Source organism: Mycobacterium sp. M23085 (assembly GCF_045343915.1).
Taxonomy (GTDB): Bacteria; Actinomycetota; Actinomycetes; order Mycobacteriales; family Mycobacteriaceae; genus Mycobacterium.
The window spans coordinates 3901516-3917183 of the sequence record NZ_CP174280.1 but is presented as its reverse complement, the minus strand read 5'-3'; the positions used below and the strand labels follow the sequence as shown (position 1 = coordinate 3917183).

The 15668-nt window shown below is 68.2% G+C and carries 15 protein-coding genes; 7 read left to right on the top strand and 8 right to left on the bottom strand.

The window, feature by feature from the left end:
- Positions 1-17: 17 nt before the first annotated feature.
- Both purF and ACIUM1_RS18370 read right to left on the bottom strand, forming a co-directional pair.
- Positions 18-1544, bottom strand: a complete 1527-nt coding sequence (gene purF / locus ACIUM1_RS18375) for an amidophosphoribosyltransferase (RefSeq protein ID WP_406814049.1) — start codon at positions 1542-1544, stop codon at positions 18-20.
- A gap of 131 nt (positions 1545-1675) precedes the next feature.
- On the bottom strand, positions 1676-2071 hold the full coding sequence (locus ACIUM1_RS18370; RefSeq protein WP_406814048.1) for a sterol carrier family protein: 396 nt from the start codon (positions 2069-2071) through the stop codon (positions 1676-1678).
- A gap of 19 nt (positions 2072-2090) precedes the next feature.
- On the opposite strand from ACIUM1_RS18370, the gene ACIUM1_RS18365 reads away from it, so the two are divergent.
- Positions 2091-3305, top strand: a complete 1215-nt coding sequence (locus ACIUM1_RS18365; protein WP_406814047.1) for an MCE family protein — start codon at positions 2091-2093, stop codon at positions 3303-3305.
- 6 nt (positions 3306-3311) lie between these two features.
- On the opposite strand, the gene ACIUM1_RS18360 is transcribed toward ACIUM1_RS18365, so the two are convergent.
- The 3 genes from ACIUM1_RS18360 to ACIUM1_RS18350 form a co-directional block, all read right to left on the bottom strand.
- Complete coding sequence (locus ACIUM1_RS18360; protein ID WP_406814046.1) at positions 3312-3941, bottom strand: CPBP family intramembrane glutamic endopeptidase; 630 nt, start codon at positions 3939-3941, stop codon at positions 3312-3314.
- A gap of 19 nt (positions 3942-3960) precedes the next feature.
- Complete coding sequence (gene purL / locus ACIUM1_RS18355; protein ID WP_406814045.1) at positions 3961-6258, bottom strand: phosphoribosylformylglycinamidine synthase subunit PurL; 2298 nt, start codon at positions 6256-6258, stop codon at positions 3961-3963.
- 64 nt (positions 6259-6322) lie between these two features.
- On the bottom strand, positions 6323-7111 hold the full coding sequence (locus ACIUM1_RS18350; protein WP_406814044.1) for a helix-turn-helix domain-containing protein: 789 nt from the start codon (positions 7109-7111) through the stop codon (positions 6323-6325).
- 125 nt (positions 7112-7236) lie between these two features.
- Between ACIUM1_RS18350 and ACIUM1_RS18345 the strand changes: the two genes are divergently transcribed.
- Entirely contained in the window at positions 7237-7632 is a 396-nt protein-coding gene (locus tag ACIUM1_RS18345; RefSeq protein ID WP_406814043.1) for a nuclear transport factor 2 family protein, read from the top strand.
- A gap of 1 nt (position 7633) precedes the next feature.
- Here the strand turns inward: ACIUM1_RS18345 and ACIUM1_RS18340 are convergent, their stop codons facing one another.
- Positions 7634-7987: a VOC family protein gene (locus tag ACIUM1_RS18340; RefSeq protein WP_406814042.1), complete on the bottom strand. Its 354-nt coding sequence runs from the start codon at positions 7985-7987 to the stop codon at positions 7634-7636.
- A gap of 19 nt (positions 7988-8006) precedes the next feature.
- Positions 8007-9314, bottom strand: coding sequence for a M18 family aminopeptidase (locus tag ACIUM1_RS18335; RefSeq protein ID WP_406817734.1), 1308 nt, complete (start codon positions 9312-9314; stop codon positions 8007-8009).
- Between the two features lie 157 nt (positions 9315-9471).
- Here ACIUM1_RS18335 and ACIUM1_RS18330 point away from each other — a divergent pair, with 157 nt between their 5' ends.
- From ACIUM1_RS18330 to ACIUM1_RS18320, 3 genes are all read left to right on the top strand, one after another.
- On the top strand, positions 9472-10482 hold the full coding sequence (locus ACIUM1_RS18330) for a Dyp-type peroxidase (RefSeq protein ID WP_406814041.1): 1011 nt from the start codon (positions 9472-9474) through the stop codon (positions 10480-10482).
- On the top strand, positions 10479-11276 hold the full coding sequence (locus ACIUM1_RS18325) for a family 1 encapsulin nanocompartment shell protein (protein WP_406814040.1): 798 nt from the start codon (positions 10479-10481) through the stop codon (positions 11274-11276). Before ACIUM1_RS18330 ends, ACIUM1_RS18325 begins: the two co-directional genes overlap by 4 nt.
- A gap of 69 nt (positions 11277-11345) precedes the next feature.
- Positions 11346-12086 carry an SDR family NAD(P)-dependent oxidoreductase gene (locus ACIUM1_RS18320; protein WP_406814039.1) on the top strand — a complete coding sequence of 247 codons (741 nt, stop codon included), beginning with the start codon at positions 11346-11348 and terminating at the stop codon, positions 12084-12086.
- A gap of 4 nt (positions 12087-12090) precedes the next feature.
- On the opposite strand, the gene ACIUM1_RS18315 is transcribed toward ACIUM1_RS18320, so the two are convergent.
- Positions 12091-13794 carry an MOSC domain-containing protein gene (locus ACIUM1_RS18315; RefSeq protein WP_406814038.1) on the bottom strand — a complete coding sequence of 568 codons (1704 nt, stop codon included), beginning with the start codon at positions 13792-13794 and terminating at the stop codon, positions 12091-12093.
- A gap of 233 nt (positions 13795-14027) precedes the next feature.
- Here ACIUM1_RS18315 and ACIUM1_RS18310 point away from each other — a divergent pair, with 233 nt between their 5' ends.
- Together ACIUM1_RS18310 and ACIUM1_RS18305 are read left to right on the top strand one after the other, a co-directional pair.
- Positions 14028-14897 carry an alpha/beta fold hydrolase gene (locus ACIUM1_RS18310; RefSeq protein WP_406814037.1) on the top strand — a complete coding sequence of 290 codons (870 nt, stop codon included), beginning with the start codon at positions 14028-14030 and terminating at the stop codon, positions 14895-14897.
- 58 nt (positions 14898-14955) lie between these two features.
- Entirely contained in the window at positions 14956-15651 is a 696-nt protein-coding gene (locus ACIUM1_RS18305) for a TetR/AcrR family transcriptional regulator (RefSeq protein ID WP_406814036.1), read from the top strand.
- Positions 15652-15668: the final 17 nt, after the last annotated feature.

The window sequence follows — 15668 nt, the reverse complement described above, 5'->3', positions numbered from 1 at the left end:
CGTGCAACCGAGTTCCCTCAGCGCACGACCGGCACTTCGGCGGCCGCGAGATCGTCGAGGCCGGCGCCGCGGGCGGCGTTGGCGAGCATGTGCTCGATAACGTTCTTGCCCAACGCGGTCTCCCCGGGCAGTTCGATCGGGTACTGGCCGTCGAAGCAGGCGGTGCACAGCCGCGACGCGGGCTGCTCGGAGGCGGCGATCAGGCCGCGCAGCGAGATGTAGCCCAGTGAGTCGGCGCCGATGGCGTGCCGGACCGCCTCGAGCATCTCCTTCTTGTCTTCGACCGCGTTGGCGATCAGTTCGGCCGGCGACGGGAAGTCGATGCCGTAGAAGCAGGGCCATTTGACCGGGGGCGAGGCGATCCGCACGTGCACTTCGACGGCGCCTGCCTCGCGCAGCATCCGCAGCAGCGCGCGCTGGGTGTTGCCGCGCACGATCGAGTCGTCGACGACGATCAGTCGCTTACCCCGGATCACCTCGCGAAGCGGGTTGAGCTTCAGCCGGATACCGAGCTGGCGGATGGTCTGCGAGGGCTGGATGAAGGTGCGCCCGACGTAGGCGTTCTTCATCAACCCCTGCCCGTAGGGGATGCCCGATTCCTGCGCGTATCCGACGGCGGCGGGGGTGCCCGACTCGGGGACACCGATCACCAGGTCGGCGTCGACGGGACGCTCACGGGCCAACCGGCGGCCGATGTCCACCCGGGTCGCATGCACCGACCGGCCGGCGATGGTGCTGTCCGGACGCGCCAGGTAGACGTACTCGAAGACGCAGCCCTTCGGGGTGGGGTTGGCGAACCGCGTGGAGCGGACGCCGTCGGCGTCGATCGCCAGCAGCTCGCCCGGTTCGATATCACGCACGAACGAGGCGCCGACGATGTCGAGCGCCGCCGTCTCGGAGGCCACCACCCAGCCGCGGTCCAGCCGCCCGAGCGAAAGGGGCCGGACGCCATGCGGATCGCGGCACGCGTACAGGGTGTTCTCGTCCATGAAGGTCAGGCAGAAGGCGCCGCGCACGGTCGGCAGCAGGTCCAGCGCCGCCTGCTCCAGGGTGGCGTCCGCCGCGCCGTGGGCCAGCAGCGCGCCCAAGATGTCGGAGTCCGTCGTCGCCGGCGCCGGGGCCCGCTTGGCGATCAGCCCCTCGTCGCGGGCGCGGGCGGCGAGCTCGGCGGTGTTGACCAGGTTCCCGTTGTGTCCCAACGCGACCCCGGTGCCGGCCGCGGTGTTGCGAAACACCGGCTGGGCGTTCTCCCAGGTGGTGTCGCCGGTGGTCGAATAGCGGCAGTGGCCGATGGCGACGTGGCCCTGCATGGCGCCCAGCGTCTGCTCGTCGAATACCTGGCTGACCAGGCCGAGGTCCTTGAAGACCAGCACCTGGGATCCGTCGGCGACCGCGATGCCGGCGGCTTCCTGGCCGCGATGCTGTAGCGCGTACAAGCCGTAATAGGTGAGTTTGGCGACGTCCTCGCCCGGGGCCCAGACCCCGAATACACCGCATTCTTCACGGGGCGCGTTGAAGTCCTCTTCGGGTTCGTGGACGGTCACGATTAGGCAGCTCCCCGGGGAACGGTTGGTGACGTAACGGAGTCTACGGGCACCGGGGACGCGCCGACGAATCCGCCGGGCGTGTTGGCCGATGAATTCGCCCGGCACATGCCTAAACCTGCAGTTCAGGCTTATGTTTCGCTGACATCGAACAGGGGCAGGCAGTGTTCAATCTCACCGGCTCGCGCGCCGGAAAGGCGCAGGGCACCGGTGCGCCGAGCGTCGGCGAAGGACAGCTTGCCGGTGGCCAGCAGCAGCCAGGTCCGCGGTTCGGTTTCCACCACGTTGGGCGGCGTGCCCCGGGTGTGGGTGGGTCCGGCGATGCACTGCACCGCGACGAACGGCGGGATGCGCAGCTCCACGCTGCGCCCGGGCGCCACGGCGGCCAGGGTGCGGGCGGTCAGCCGCACGGCCGTCGCCAATTCCTGCCGGTCGGGCGCCGGATGGGATTCGTCACGCAGCCAGTCCGCCACGGCCAACACGGCCTGCCGAGTCTTCGCCGGATCGGCTTTGTCGCGGGCGGGCATACCCTAGGGTCTCAAAATCATGGAGCCCCGTCGGCCAAGGGCGCGGCCGCGGTACACGATCGCCGGCCTGGTGACGATCGTGGTCACGGGATTGATCGGGTTGCTTCTTTATCTGCAATTTCGGGGCGAGCTCACGCCGAACACGAAGTTGACGATGGTGGCTCCGCGGGCGGGTCTGGTGATGGATCCCGGCTCCAAGGTCACCTACAACGGGGTGCAGATCGGCCGGGTGGCGAGCATTTCGGAGACGACGCATGACGGCAAGCCGGCCGCCCAGATCGTCCTGGGCATCACCCCGAAATACGTCAGGCAGATTCCGGCCAATGTGGTGGCCGCCGTCAAGGCCACCACGGTGTTCGGCAACAAATACGTGGCGCTCGTCGCGCCGAACATCCCTGCGCCGCAATCCATCACGCCGGCAATGGTGATCGATGCGACGTCGGTGACCACCGAGTTCAACACGCTCTTCGAGACGGTCGCCTCGATCGCGGAGAAAATCGATCCGGTCAAGGTGAACCTCACGCTCGGCGCGGCCGCGCAGGCACTGACCGGGCTGGGCGAGAAGTTCGGCGCTTCGCTGGTCAACGGCAACGCCGTCCTCGATGACCTGAACCCCCGAATGCCGGCCCTGCGCACCGACATTCGGCGGCTGGCGGCCCTGGGTGACATCTATGCGCAGGCATCACCCGACCTGTGGGACGCGCTCGACCACGCGGTGACCACCGCGCGCACCCTGGACTCCCAGCAGCGCGATCTGGACGCCGCGCTGCTGGCGGCCGCCGGATTGGGCGACGCCGGCGCCGCCGTCTTCGGCCGCAGCGGGCCGTTCTTCGTCCGGGGCGCCGCCGACCTGGTTCCCAGCAGCCAACTGTTGGACGAGTACAGCCCGGAAATCTACTGCACCATCCACAATTTCGATGAAGTCGCGCCGAGAATCCACAACGCGCTGGGCGATAACGGGTACTCGCTGGGCGCCCACGCCTCCGGCGCCATCGCGGGCGCCCCCAACCCTTACATCTGGCCGGAAAACCTGCCACGCACCAACGCCAGGGGCGGCCCCGGCGGACGAGCGGGCTGCTGGCAGAAGATCACCCGAGAACTGTGGCCCGCTCCGTTCCTGGTGATGGACACCGGCGCCAGCATGGCGCCCTACAACCACTTCGACGTCGGCTCGCCGCTCGCGGTCGATTTCGTGTGGGGCCGCCAACTCGGCGACTACACCATCAATCCGTGATCGCGGTCAGCGGTTGGACGGGTTCAGCGCCAGCACGGCGATCGCCCCGGCTTCGTTGATGGCCAGGTGCGCCAGCATGGGTGCGGCCAGGCTGCCGGAACGGTCGGCCAGCCAACCGAAGAGCCAGCCCGCGATTCCGGTGGCCAGCACGGTGGGGGCCACCGGCTCACCCGTGGCGCGCGCATCGGCGATGTGCGACAGGCCAAAAGCGCTGGCCTGCAACAACCGTCCACCGCTTTCGCCGAACGCAGCGCGTCCGGCGGCGGCCAGCGCCCCGCGGTAGGTGGACTCCTCCGACCACACGGTGCCTACCGGTATGCGCAGCAGCAGCCAGTCCGCCGCCGCCGCGGGCGGCTCGCGGTCGGCCATCGATCGGCGCACCGGCGTCAGCAGGGTCGTGGCGGCGACGGCACCCGCGGTCGAGATCGCGGCCAGCGACCCCAGCCGCAGGCCGGCCGGTAACCGGGACGGGCCCAGCCCTAAGGGCGCACGGGTTATCAACACCGACAGGCCGCCCACGCCGGCCTGCACCACCGTCCGCCACCGGGCCGGCAACCGCGGACCGACGAAACTCCAGCCGACCAGAGCGGCGGCCAACGACAACGCACCAGCCTGACGGAAAGGCCTGGCGGACATCAGGATTCGCTGCGAGCACTCACCCGAAGAGCCGCGGCAGCACCGTCTCGGAGGTCTCCCGCAGTTCGGCCAGGGAAACCGTGAACAGGCCCTGGACCTCCACCGCGTCGGAGGCTTGGTCGACGACGCCGATGCGCACCGCCGGCAGTCCGCGCGCCTCGCACATCGAACGGAACCGGCTTTCCTCGGTGCGGGGCACGGCCACCAACACTCGGCCCGCCGACTCGGAGAACAACGCCACAAACGGATCGACGTCCTCGGGAAGCACTATGCGACAACCGGTTTCACCGGCCAGCGCGGCTTCGACGACGGCCTGCGCGAGGCCGCCTTCGGACAGGTCGTGCGCCGCGGACACCAGGCCGTCGCGCGATGCCGAACGCAGCACCTCGGCGAGCAGCTTTTCGCGGGCCAGGTCGACTCGGGGCGGTAGCCCGCCCAGATGGTCGGCGGTCACCTGCGCCCAGATCGAACCGTCGAACTCGTCGCGGGTCTCCCCCAGCAGCATCAGGGTCTCCCCGGGTTCGGTGCCCAGGCCGGTGGGAATGCGCCGGCCGACGTCATCGATGACGCCGAGCACCCCTACCACCGGGGTGGGCAGGATCGCCGCAGAACCGGTTTGGTTGTAGAAGCTGACGTTGCCGCCCGTCACCGGAATGCCCAGCGCCACACAGCCATCCGCCAGGCCGCGAACCGCCTGGGAGAACTGCCACATCACTCCGGGGTCCTCGGGGGAGCCGAAATTCAGGCAATTGGTCACCGCGACGGGGGCCGCCCCGGTGACGGCGACGTTGCGGTAGGCCTCGGCCAGGGCGAGCTGGGCACCGGCGTAGGGATCGAGCTTCGTGTAGCGGCCGGAGGCGTCGGTTGACAGGGCGATGCCGCGGCCGGTGGTCTCGTCGACGCGCAGCACGCCGCCGTCGGCGTGCTCGGCCAGCACGGTGTTGCCCCGCACGTAGCGGTCGTACTGCTCGGTGATGAACGCGCGGCTACACAGGTGCGGACTGCCCAGCAGGGCAAGCAAAGTGGCGCGTAGTTCGTCACCGGTGGCCGGTCGTGGCAGCCGCGCCGAACTGTCTGCGTTGAGGGCGTCCTGAGTGTCGGGGCGGGCGACGGGACGCTGGTAGACCGGGCCTTCGTGGGCGACGGTGCGCGGCGGGACGTCGACGACCGTCTGGCCGTGCCAGGTGATCCGCAACCGGTCGCCGTCGGTCACCTCGCCGATCACCGTGGCCAGCACGTCCCATTTGCGGCATACCGCCAAGAAGGCGTCGACGTTGTCCGGGGTGACCACGGCGCACATCCGCTCCTGGGACTCGCTGCACAGGATCTCCGCGGGCGTCATCTGCGCGGTGCGCAGCGGCACGGTCTCGAGCTGGATCGCCATTCCGCCGTCGCCGGCCGACGCCAATTCCGAAGTGGCGCAAGACAATCCAGCACCACCCAGGTCCTGGATGCCGACCACCAGGTGCCCGGCGTACAACTCGAGACAGCACTCGATGAGCACCTTCTCCATGAACGGGTCGCCGACCTGAACCGAGGGCAGCTTCTTGCGCGACCCCTCGCTGTCGAAGGTGTCGGACGCCAGTACCGACACCCCGCCGATGCCGTCCAGTCCGGTGCGGGCACCGAACAGGATGATCTTGTTGCCGGTGCCGGAGGCGAAGGCCAGGTGCAGGTCCTCCTGGCGCAGCACACCGACGCACATGGCGTTCACCAGCGGGTTGCCGGCGTAACACGCGTCGAAGACGGTCTCGCCGCCGATGTTGGGCAGGCCCAACGAGTTGCCGTAGCCGCCGATGCCGCGCACCACGCCGTCGAGCACGCGTCGGGTGTCCGGCGCGTCGGCCGCGCCGAACCGCAGCTGGTCCATCACGGCCACCGGTCGCGCGCCCATCGCCATGATGTCGCGGACGATGCCGCCGACGCCGGTGGCCGCACCCTGGTAGGGCTCGACGTAGGAGGGGTGGTTGTGCGACTCGACTTTGAAGGTGACGGCCCAGCCGTCGCCGATGTCGACGACGCCGGCGTTCTCGCCGATGCCGGCCAGCATGCCGGCGCGCATTTCGTCGGTGGTCGTCGCGCCGAAGTAGCGCAGGTGCACCTTGGACGACTTGTAGGAGCAGTGCTCGCTCCACATCACCGAGTACATCGCCAGCTCGGTGTCGGTGGGCCGGCGACCGAGGATCTCGCGGATGCGCTGGTACTCGTCGTCTTTGAGGCCCAGCTCGGCGAAAGGTTGCGGTTCGTCGGGAGTGGTGGCGGCGTGCTCGACGGTGTCGATGGCCTGGGTGCGCGCACTCGTCCCGGAGACAGTCACGCCAGACAGTCTAGGGCGGGCCGGCGTGCAGGCGCTTTCGCTGCCCCATCAGGCAAGGCGGGACCTATCCGCCGCGCAGCAGATCCGCGCTTTCGGCGTCGGCCGGGTAGAACAATTCGACGGCCAGTTCGGCGAGGGTGACCTCCAGCGGCGTCCCGAACGTCGTCAGCGTCGTGAACATCGACAACCGTCGCCCCCCGCCGACGTCGAGGACGAACGGAATGAGCAGCGAGGCGCTATCCGGGGACGTGCGGCGGGCTTCGGCCGCCGCCGCCACCCCCGGGTAGTCGCGTACCTCCTTGTCGAGCGCCGCCAATCCCGGGTCGCCGGTGAGCGCGACGGTGCGCCGCAACTGGTGCAGCAGGTAGCCCGCCCAGTCCGGGAAATTCAGGGTTCGTCCGGCCAGGCCGTCGGGGTGCAGGCACAGCCGGTAGACGTTGGCCGGCGGACCCAGCAGCTCCTCGGGCAGGCCGGCGGTCAGCGCGGAGGCTGCGGCGTTGGTGCCCATGATGTTCCAGCACCGGTCGATGAGGATGCCCGGGTAGGGGTCATGCGCATCGAGCAGGCGTTGCACCGCGTCGCGAGCCGGGGAGAGTGCGGGATCCTCGAGCGGGCGCGATTGGTAACGCGGCGCGAAACCGGCGGCGAGCAGCAGCGTGTTGCGTTCCCGCAGCGGTATGTCGAGTCCGTCGGCGAGGGTGAGCACCATTTCCGGACTGGGGCGCGAGCGTCCCGTCTCGATGAAACTGAGGTGCCGCGCCGAGACGCCGACACTCAGTGAGAGATCCAGCTGACTCAGGCGCCGCCGCATCCGCCATTCGCGCAACAAGGCACCAACCGCCGCATGGCTCACCAGGCAACGGTAACCAGGCCCGGGCGGCGGCGGCGATGACCTCGCAGGTAATTGTCTTGCCCCGTGCCGTCCAGACACGCTTGCTGCGACGCGCTCGACCGAAGCGCCCGACGCAAGGAGGCACCATGACCGACATCCAATCCGCGCCGAAGTTCAGCGCCGAGGTGTTCGCCGCGTATTGGGCGGCGCCAACCATGTCGCGCGGTTTCGACATCCTGGCCGACGACATCGTCGGCTACTGGCCGGGCGACCCCGAGCCAGTCCGAGGCATCGAGCCGTACACGGCGAAGATAGCCGAATTGCTGGACGCCGCACCGGATTTGCGGCTTGAGGTGGTGGACAGCGCGACGGTTCCCGGCGCCGCCGAGAACGAGAAACTGGTGTTCTTGCACTATGTGGGTCACGGCACCGGCCCGGACGGACCTTTCCAGATCCGGGGCCTCGACCGGGTTCGCACCCGTGACGGGATCGTCGTGGAGAACGTCATCCGCTACGACCCGGTTTTTGTGGGCCGAGACTGAGCTACGGCTGCTGACGCACCACGCAGAACACGTTGCCCTCGGGGTCGGCCAGCACCACCCAGCGGAAGCTGTCGCCGAACTGGTGCCGGCCGACCTCGCCCGCTCCGGGCGCCGTCAGCCGAGACGCCTCGGCGTCAACGTCGGCCGCACATAGATCGAGGTGCAAACGGTTCTTCCCGGGCGTCGGGTCGGGCACCTTCTGGAATCCGAGCCGCAACCCTTCCGGGAAGGCCACCGCGGTGAACTCGTCGGCGAGCACCTCGTGTGTCGTCCCGCCGAACTGTTCGGCCCACCAGCCGGCCAGCTTCACCGGGTTGTCGCAGTCGAAGGTCAGCATCTCCACGTTGAGCGCCATACCGGCAGACCCTATGCGCCTAGCCGGCGGAAAGGAACGCGCGCATCGCCGCGGAGTAGCCGGCCACGTCGTGTGCGCCCATCAACTCGCGTGCGGAGTGCATCGCCAGCTGCGCGGCGCCGACGTCCACGGTCGGAATGCCGGTCCGCGCCGAGGTCAACGGTCCGATCGTCGATCCGCAGGGCAGGTCGGCCCGGTGTTCGTAGCGCTGCAATGTCACCCCGGCCTGCCGGCAAGCCAGCTCGAACGCCGCGGCGGTGCGGCCGTCGGTGGCGTAGCGCAGGTTCGGATGCACCTTGAGCACCGGCCCGGCGTTGACCGCGATCGGGTGACCGGGCTCGTGCCGCTCCGGGTAGTTGGGGTGGGTGGCGTGCGCCATGTCCGCCGAGGCCAGCAACGAGACCGGCAGCCGGCGCAGATAGTCCTCGCGGCTACCGCCCGCCGCCAGCACGATCCGCTCCAGCACCGTTGACAGCAGATCGGATTGCGCGCCGTGGTCGGACGACGACCCGACCTCTTCGTGATCGAAGAGCACCAGTACCGGCAGATAGGCGCCGGCCCGTGGCACGGCCAGCAGCGCCTCCAGCCCCGCATAGCAACTGGCCTGGTTGTCCAGCCGCGGCGCACTCAGCAGGTCGGCGTCGGCGCCGACCACGGTGGCGGGAGTCAGGTCGTGGGTCATCAAGTCGGCGGCCAGCACGTCGGCCGCCGCCACTCCGGCGCGCTCCGCGACGTAATCGACGAATGATCGCGCCGTCTCCCCGACGCCCCATACCGCGTTGACGTGCCGCTGCGGATCCAGCGTCAGCGACTTGCGGTCCTCGGCCAGATGGATGGCCAGCTGCGGCACCCGGAGGATCGGCTCGTCGATGCGCACCAGCCGGTGCGCGATGCCACCGTCTTCATCGTCCGCCCGAACCGATAGGCGCCCACTGATTCCCAGATCGCGGTCCAGCCACGAGTTGAGCCACGCACCCCCAAAAGGTTCCAGCGCCACCACCCGCCAGCCGGCGACCACCCGGTCGGGATGCTGCTTGACCCTCAGATTGGGACTGTCGGTGTGCGCACCGACAATACGGAACGGCCCGTCGGCCCCTTCCGAATTCCAGGCGACCAGCGAGCCCGTCCGCACAGTGAAGTAGCGCCCCGGCTCGGACGGCCAGGGTTTAGCCTCGCGCAGTTCGGTGTATCCGGCAGCGACCAGCCGAGCGGCCACCGTGGCGCAAACGTGAAACGGCGACGGAGAGGCGTCGATGAAATCGCAGAGTCCCTGCGCATTCGCTGAGGACTTCGCATGGTTTCGAGGCCCGCCGGACATGCTGAACATCATCGCTGTCCGCCGTCATGCGGTTCACGCGGGGCTGGATTGCGCGCTCCTTACTCGCGCCGCTTCCGGCGCTCGCCGTCGCCACGCGGGGCTGGATTGCGCGCTCCTTACTCGCGCCGCTTCCGGCGCTCGCCGTCGCCACGCTAGGGTCCTCAGAGTGCCCCCCGTCCAGCCGCAACCCATCCTGGCGCCGCTGACCCCCGCGGCGATCTTCCTGGTGGTGACCATCGACGACGGCGGGGAGGCGACGGTGCACGACGCGCTGCCCGAGATACCCGGGCTGGTGCGCGCGATCGGCTTCCGCGAACCACAGAAGCGGTTGTCGGTGATCGCCTCGATCGGCTCCGACGCCTGGGATCGACTGTTCTCCGGACCGCGCCCCGCCGAACTGCATCGCTTCCCCGAGTTGAGGGGACCGCGGCACACCGCTCCCGCCACCCCCGGGGACTTGTTGTTCCACATCAGGGCCGAGAGCTTGGATGTGTGCTTCGAGCTGGCCGACCGGATCCTCAAATCGATGTCCGGTGCGGTCACCGTGGTCGACGAGGTGCACGGTTTCCGCTACTTCGACAACCGTGACTTGCTGGGATTCGTTGACGGCACCGAGAACCCGGACGGCGCGCTGGCCGTCAGTGCCACCGCGGTAGGCGACGAGGACCCCGACTTCGCCGGCTCTTGTTACGTGCACGTGCAGAAGTACCTGCACGACATGTCGGCGTGGAATGCGATCTCGGTCACCGAGCAGGAGCGCGTGATCGGACGCACCAAGCTGGACGACATCGAGCTCGACGACGACGCCAAGCCGGCCGACGCCCACATCGCCCTCAACGTGATCACCGACGACGACGGCACCGAACTGAAGATCGTGCGGCACAACATGCCGTTCGGCGAGCTCGCCAAGAGCGAATACGGCACGTACTTCATCGGCTATTCGCGTACACCGAGAGTCACCGAGCAGATGTTGCGCAACATGTTTCTCGGGGATCCGCCCGGCAACACCGACCGCATCCTCGACTTCTCCACGGCCGTCACCGGCGGCTTGTTCTTCTCCCCCACCCTCGACTTCTTGGACGATCCACCGCCTCTGCCCGCAGCGCCGGCGGCGGAAACGCCTGTTGCACAGAACGGCTCACTTTCGATCGGCAGCCTGAAAGGAACCACCTCATGAACAACCTCTACCGCGACCTGGCACCGGTCACCGAAGCCGCTTGGAAAGACATCGAATTGGAGGCGACGCGGACCTTCAAACGCCACATAGCCGGTCGTCGGGTCGTCGACGTCAGCGAGCCCGGCGGCCCGGTCACCGCCGCGGTGAGCACCGGCCGACTCGCCAACGTTGCCTCACCCACCGACGGCGTGGAGGCTCATCTGCGGGAAAGCAAACCCCTTGTCCGACTGCGGGTTCCGTTCACCCTGTCACGTTACGAGATCGACAACGTCGAGCGCGGCGCCAACGACTCCGACTGGGACCCGGTCAAGGAAGCCGCCAAGAAGCTGGCCTTCGTCGAAGACCGGGCCATTTTCGAAGGTTACGCCGCGGCGTCCATCGAGGGCATCCGGTCGGCCAGCTCGAACAAGTCGCTGACCTTGCCGGCCGATCCGCGTGAGATTCCCGACGTGATCACCCAGGCGATCTCCGAACTGCGGCTGGCCGGTGTCGACGGCCCCTACTCGGTGCTGCTGTCCGCCGACGTGTACACGAGGGTCAGCGAGACGACCGAACACGGCTATCCGATCCTCGAGCACATCGACCGCCTGGTCCCCGGGGACATCATCTGGGCGCCGGCCATCGACGGCGCGTTCGTGCTGACCACCCGCGGCGGCGACTTCGATCTGCAGCTCGGCACCGACGTGTCGATCGGGTACACCAGCCATGACGCGGACACCGTGCAGCTCTACCTTCAGGAGACGTTGACCTTCCTGTGCTACACGGCCGAGGCGTCCGTCCCGCTCAGCCCGTAGGAATAATTACCGGCGAGCCACTGCTTACCCGGGGAGAAAACGAACTTCTCTCTTGGAGGCAGGGTTTCGATGGCAACGACATTGGCCGGCTCGACCGCATTGGTGACCGGCGCGACATCAGGGATCGGCCGGGAAATAGCACTGCAGCTCGCCGCTCGCGGGGCCGAGGTAGTGGTGCAGGGCCGCAACGCCGAACGCGGCGCCAAAACCGTTCGTGACATTGAGAACGCAGGTGGGAAGGCGCGTTTCGTCGCCGCCGACCTCAACATCGCCGACGACGTCCGGCGGTTGGCCGCCGAGGCGGGACCGGTGGACATCCTGATCAACAATGCCGGAATCTACGCGTTCGGCCCCACGGCGGACACCGACGACGCGACCTTCGACGAACACGTGAACGTCAACCTGCGGGCACCGTACATCCTGGTACAGCAACTGGTGCCGGGCATGGCCGCCCGGGGCCACGGCGCAGTGGTCAACGTGAGCACGCTGGCCGCGTCGGTAGCGACGCGCGGGGCGGGTATCTACGGGGCCACCAAAGCCGGCGTGGATCAGCTGACGCGTGTCTGGGCCGATGAATTCGGCGAGTCGGGCGTGCGGGTGAACGCGGTGGCCGCGGGGCCGACCGACACGCCCGGGGCCAACGCGCTTCCCGGTGTGCTCGACACGATCGCGGCGATCACCACGCTCCGGCGTGTGGCCGACGCGAGCGAAATCGCAAGCGCCGTAGTGTTTCTCGCCTCGCCGGAGTCCAGCTATGTGAACGGCGCCATTCTGCACGCCACCGGGGGCCAGCGGGCGATTGCCGCGTGACGACCTAAAGGTCTAGCACCACATCGGTTTCCGGGGCAGCCGAGCAGATGAGGACCGACCCGTCACCGGGCGGATCCAGCGGCTGCTGAAGGTAAGCCGCTGTGCCCGCGACAACTCCGGTAACGCAGATGTGACACACTCCGCTTCGGCAGGAAAAGCGGGTGGGGACGTCGCAGGCCTCGGCCAGGTCGAGGATGCTCCGATAGCGTGGTGACCAGTCGACCGTTAATCCGCTGCGCGCGAAGGTGACCGCGGGGCCGATGCCCGGCGGGCCGACCGGCCGGTGCGGCGGTTTGCGCTCCGCGCCCTCGACGATGCCCGGGTTGATCACCGGCAGCGCGCCGAACAGCTCGCTGTGGATGCGGGCGGGGTCGAATCCGATGGCGGTCAAGTGGTTACGCATATCGGCCATGAATTGTGTTGGACCGCACAGGTACACGGTGGCATGTGTGGGCAGGCCCAATGCCGCAATGGAGTCCCCGCCCAGCCGGCCCTGCGTTGCGGTGTAGAAGACGCGCTGCTCGGCGTGTGGCAGCGACGCGATGAGCGCCGTGACTTCGTCTGCGAAGGACTGGGATTCGCGATTACGCGTGGTGTGCAGCCACCAGATGTCGCGGCGACTCGCCGCCGCCGACAACGCGTGCAGCATCGCCAGGACCGGCGTCGCCCCGATGCCGGCGGAGAACAGGACGACCGGGCCGGTGTCATCGGCGAGGTAGAAGTCGCCGCGCGGGGCGGCCGCCGCTAGCACCGACCCCGGCTGGATGTGGGCGTGCAGCCAGCGGCTCACCACACCGTGATCCTCGCGCTTGACGCTGATCCGGTAGGAGCCGGCCGTGGAATCATCGGACAGGGAGTAACTGCGCAACGGCGCGGGCTTGCCGGCACCCGTGACCTTGACCGTCAGGTATTGGCCCGGACGGGCCGACGGCAGTGGGCTCCGGTCGTCGGTCTCGAGCCTGATCGAGAGCACTTGCGAACTCTCTCGGCGGGTTTCGGTGACGCGTAAGTCGCGGAATCCTTCCCATCCCGGTTGGTCTGGTGCCATTTCGGATGCGGTGCCGTCGCGTTCGGCCAGCAGGTCGTGAAAAGACTGTTGCCAGCCCGGGCTGAGCGCCGGAACGTCGACGGCCCTGCGCAGAGTTTCGACGCTGCGGTCGGGCAGGTAGAGCAGGGCGTCGACGTCGGCGACGGTGAGTTCGTGGCGGCCACGGCGGGTGCGCACGATGTCGTCGCCGGCCCGCACGTGGCCCTCGGTGATCACCCGGAAGTAAAAGCCCGGGCGATGCTGAGAGACAAGCAGATTGGGCATGTCGGGCTCGTCGAGGCGAACGCCGACCCGGAAGCAGGTGACACGCGGCTGGGTGACCTCGAACTCGGCGTCGCCGATCCGATAGCGATCCCCGATGCACACGTCGTCGTCGGCAAGCCCGGTGACGGTGAAGTTCTCGCCGAAGTGTCCGGGTTGCAGGTCGTCGCGACCCAGGTAGGTCTTCCAGAAGGTGTAGGACTCGCTCTGATACACCATGACGGCGCGTTGCTCGCCACCATGCCCGGCCAGATCGCCCTGGCCGTCGCCCTCGATGTTCAGCCGGCGCACCATGACCGGTCCCTTGACGGGGGTCTTCCAGATCCCGGTGTAGATGACTTTATCCCGCCAGTGCACGTGTTTGGGCAAGCCCACGTTCACCGAAACGAGCCTGCCCACTGCGTCACCTCGAACTGGCCCGCATCGAGCGAGCCATCAACTGGGATCGTCCGCCCAGAATATGGCAGCCCGGCGCGCTCGGCAACATGTCTGTTTCGCGGACTATTGCGCGATGCCTATTCCGTGCATACTGGGTCGTACAACCCATAAATCTGCACTCTGTGCTCCGCGCACCTCCATCGGACGTCACCGCGGCGCACGATGCTGAAATGCATTGAGTCAGGAGGAATGCCATGCCTGCCGTTCATCACCGATACGCCACCATCGACGGCCATCGGCTCTTCTACCGGGAGGCCGGGGACCCCGCCGCCCCCGCGGTGGTTCTCCTGCACGGGTTTCCCACCAGCTCGTACATGTTCCGCCACCTGATTCCGGCCCTCGCAGACCAGTACCACGTCGTTGCGCCGGATCACCTCGGTTTCGGGCTGTCCGACGCTCCACCCGTCGGCGAGTTCGACTACACATTCGACGCGCTGACCGACCTCACGGCGGGCCTGCTGGGGACGCTGGGCGTCGACAGCTACGCCATGTACGTCCATGACTACGGCGCACCGATCGGCTGGCGGCTTGCGCTGCGCGACCCGGCCGCCATTACAGCGATCATCAGCCAGAACGGCAACGGCTATGACGCGGGATTCGTCGAGAGCTTCTGGAAGGTCGTGCAGGCGTACCAACAGGAGCAGACGCCGGCCACCGAGGCGCCGGTGCGGCAGTTCCTCACCCTCGACGCCACCCGCTGGCAGTACGTCACCGGCGTGGCCGACGAGACCCTGGTCGATCCCGAATCCTGGCATCACGACTACGCATTGCTCTCCCGGCCCGGTAACGACCTGGTGCAGCTGCAACTGTTTCGCGATTACGCCACCAACGTTCCCCTGTATCCCCGCCTGCACGAATACTTCCGCGCCAGCCGGGTGCCGCTGCTCGCAGTGTGGGGCCGCGGCGACGAGATCTTCGGCCCGGCCGGCGCCGAGGCGTTCGCCGACGACCTCCCCGATGCCGAGATCCATCTGCTCGACGGCGGCCACTTCCTCCTGGAGTCCGCGGGCGACGAGGTCGCCCGGCTGATCCGGGGCTTCCTCGCCGAACGAGTCGCGGCCTGACCTGATGTATGGGCTGGAGATCCCAAAAATGGGGGCGCTCCCGGGTTAGCCTGGCGCGATGGCCCATCCCGATGTTCACGACGAACAACGGTTGACCGTCAAGGGGCGGGCCACCCGCGACCGGATCGTGCAGGCAGCTGCCCAGCTGATCGTCACCGAGGGACTGTCCGCGTCCAACATGGACAACGTGCGCCGCGCGGCGTCGGTCAGCGGCTCACAGCTCGCCCACTATTTCGCCGACAAGGCGGCGCTGATCCGCGCGGTGATCCGGCGCCAGATCGGCGTGGTCCTGGACTTTCACCGCCAGCCCACGCTTCGGGACCTGAGTTCGTTCGACGACTTCGAGCGATGGATCGACCTCAACATGCGCTACCTGCGGCGCATCGGCTATTTCGGCACTCCCACCTATCACGCACTCACCGCCCAGCTGGCGAAGACCGACGACACCACCCGCGACGCGCTGGCCGCCGGTTACCGCCAGTGGATCGAGTTGTTAGAGCAGGCAATTCAGCAGATGAAGGATGCCGGGCTGCTTGTTCGCGATGCCGATCCGCGCCGGCTCGCCCTCGTCATCGTAGCCGCGCACCAGGGAGGTGGCGTGCTGACCTTCACCTATCAACAGGAGTGGCCGCACGCCGACGCGATCCGCTTCGCGGTGAACTACCTGCGCCTGTTCGCCACCGACAGCGCCGAACGAGTGCCCCGCCCAACGCGCCGGTCGCGGGGACGCCGGCCGGCGCGACGAGCAGGCTGAGGCCGTCGGAGGTGACG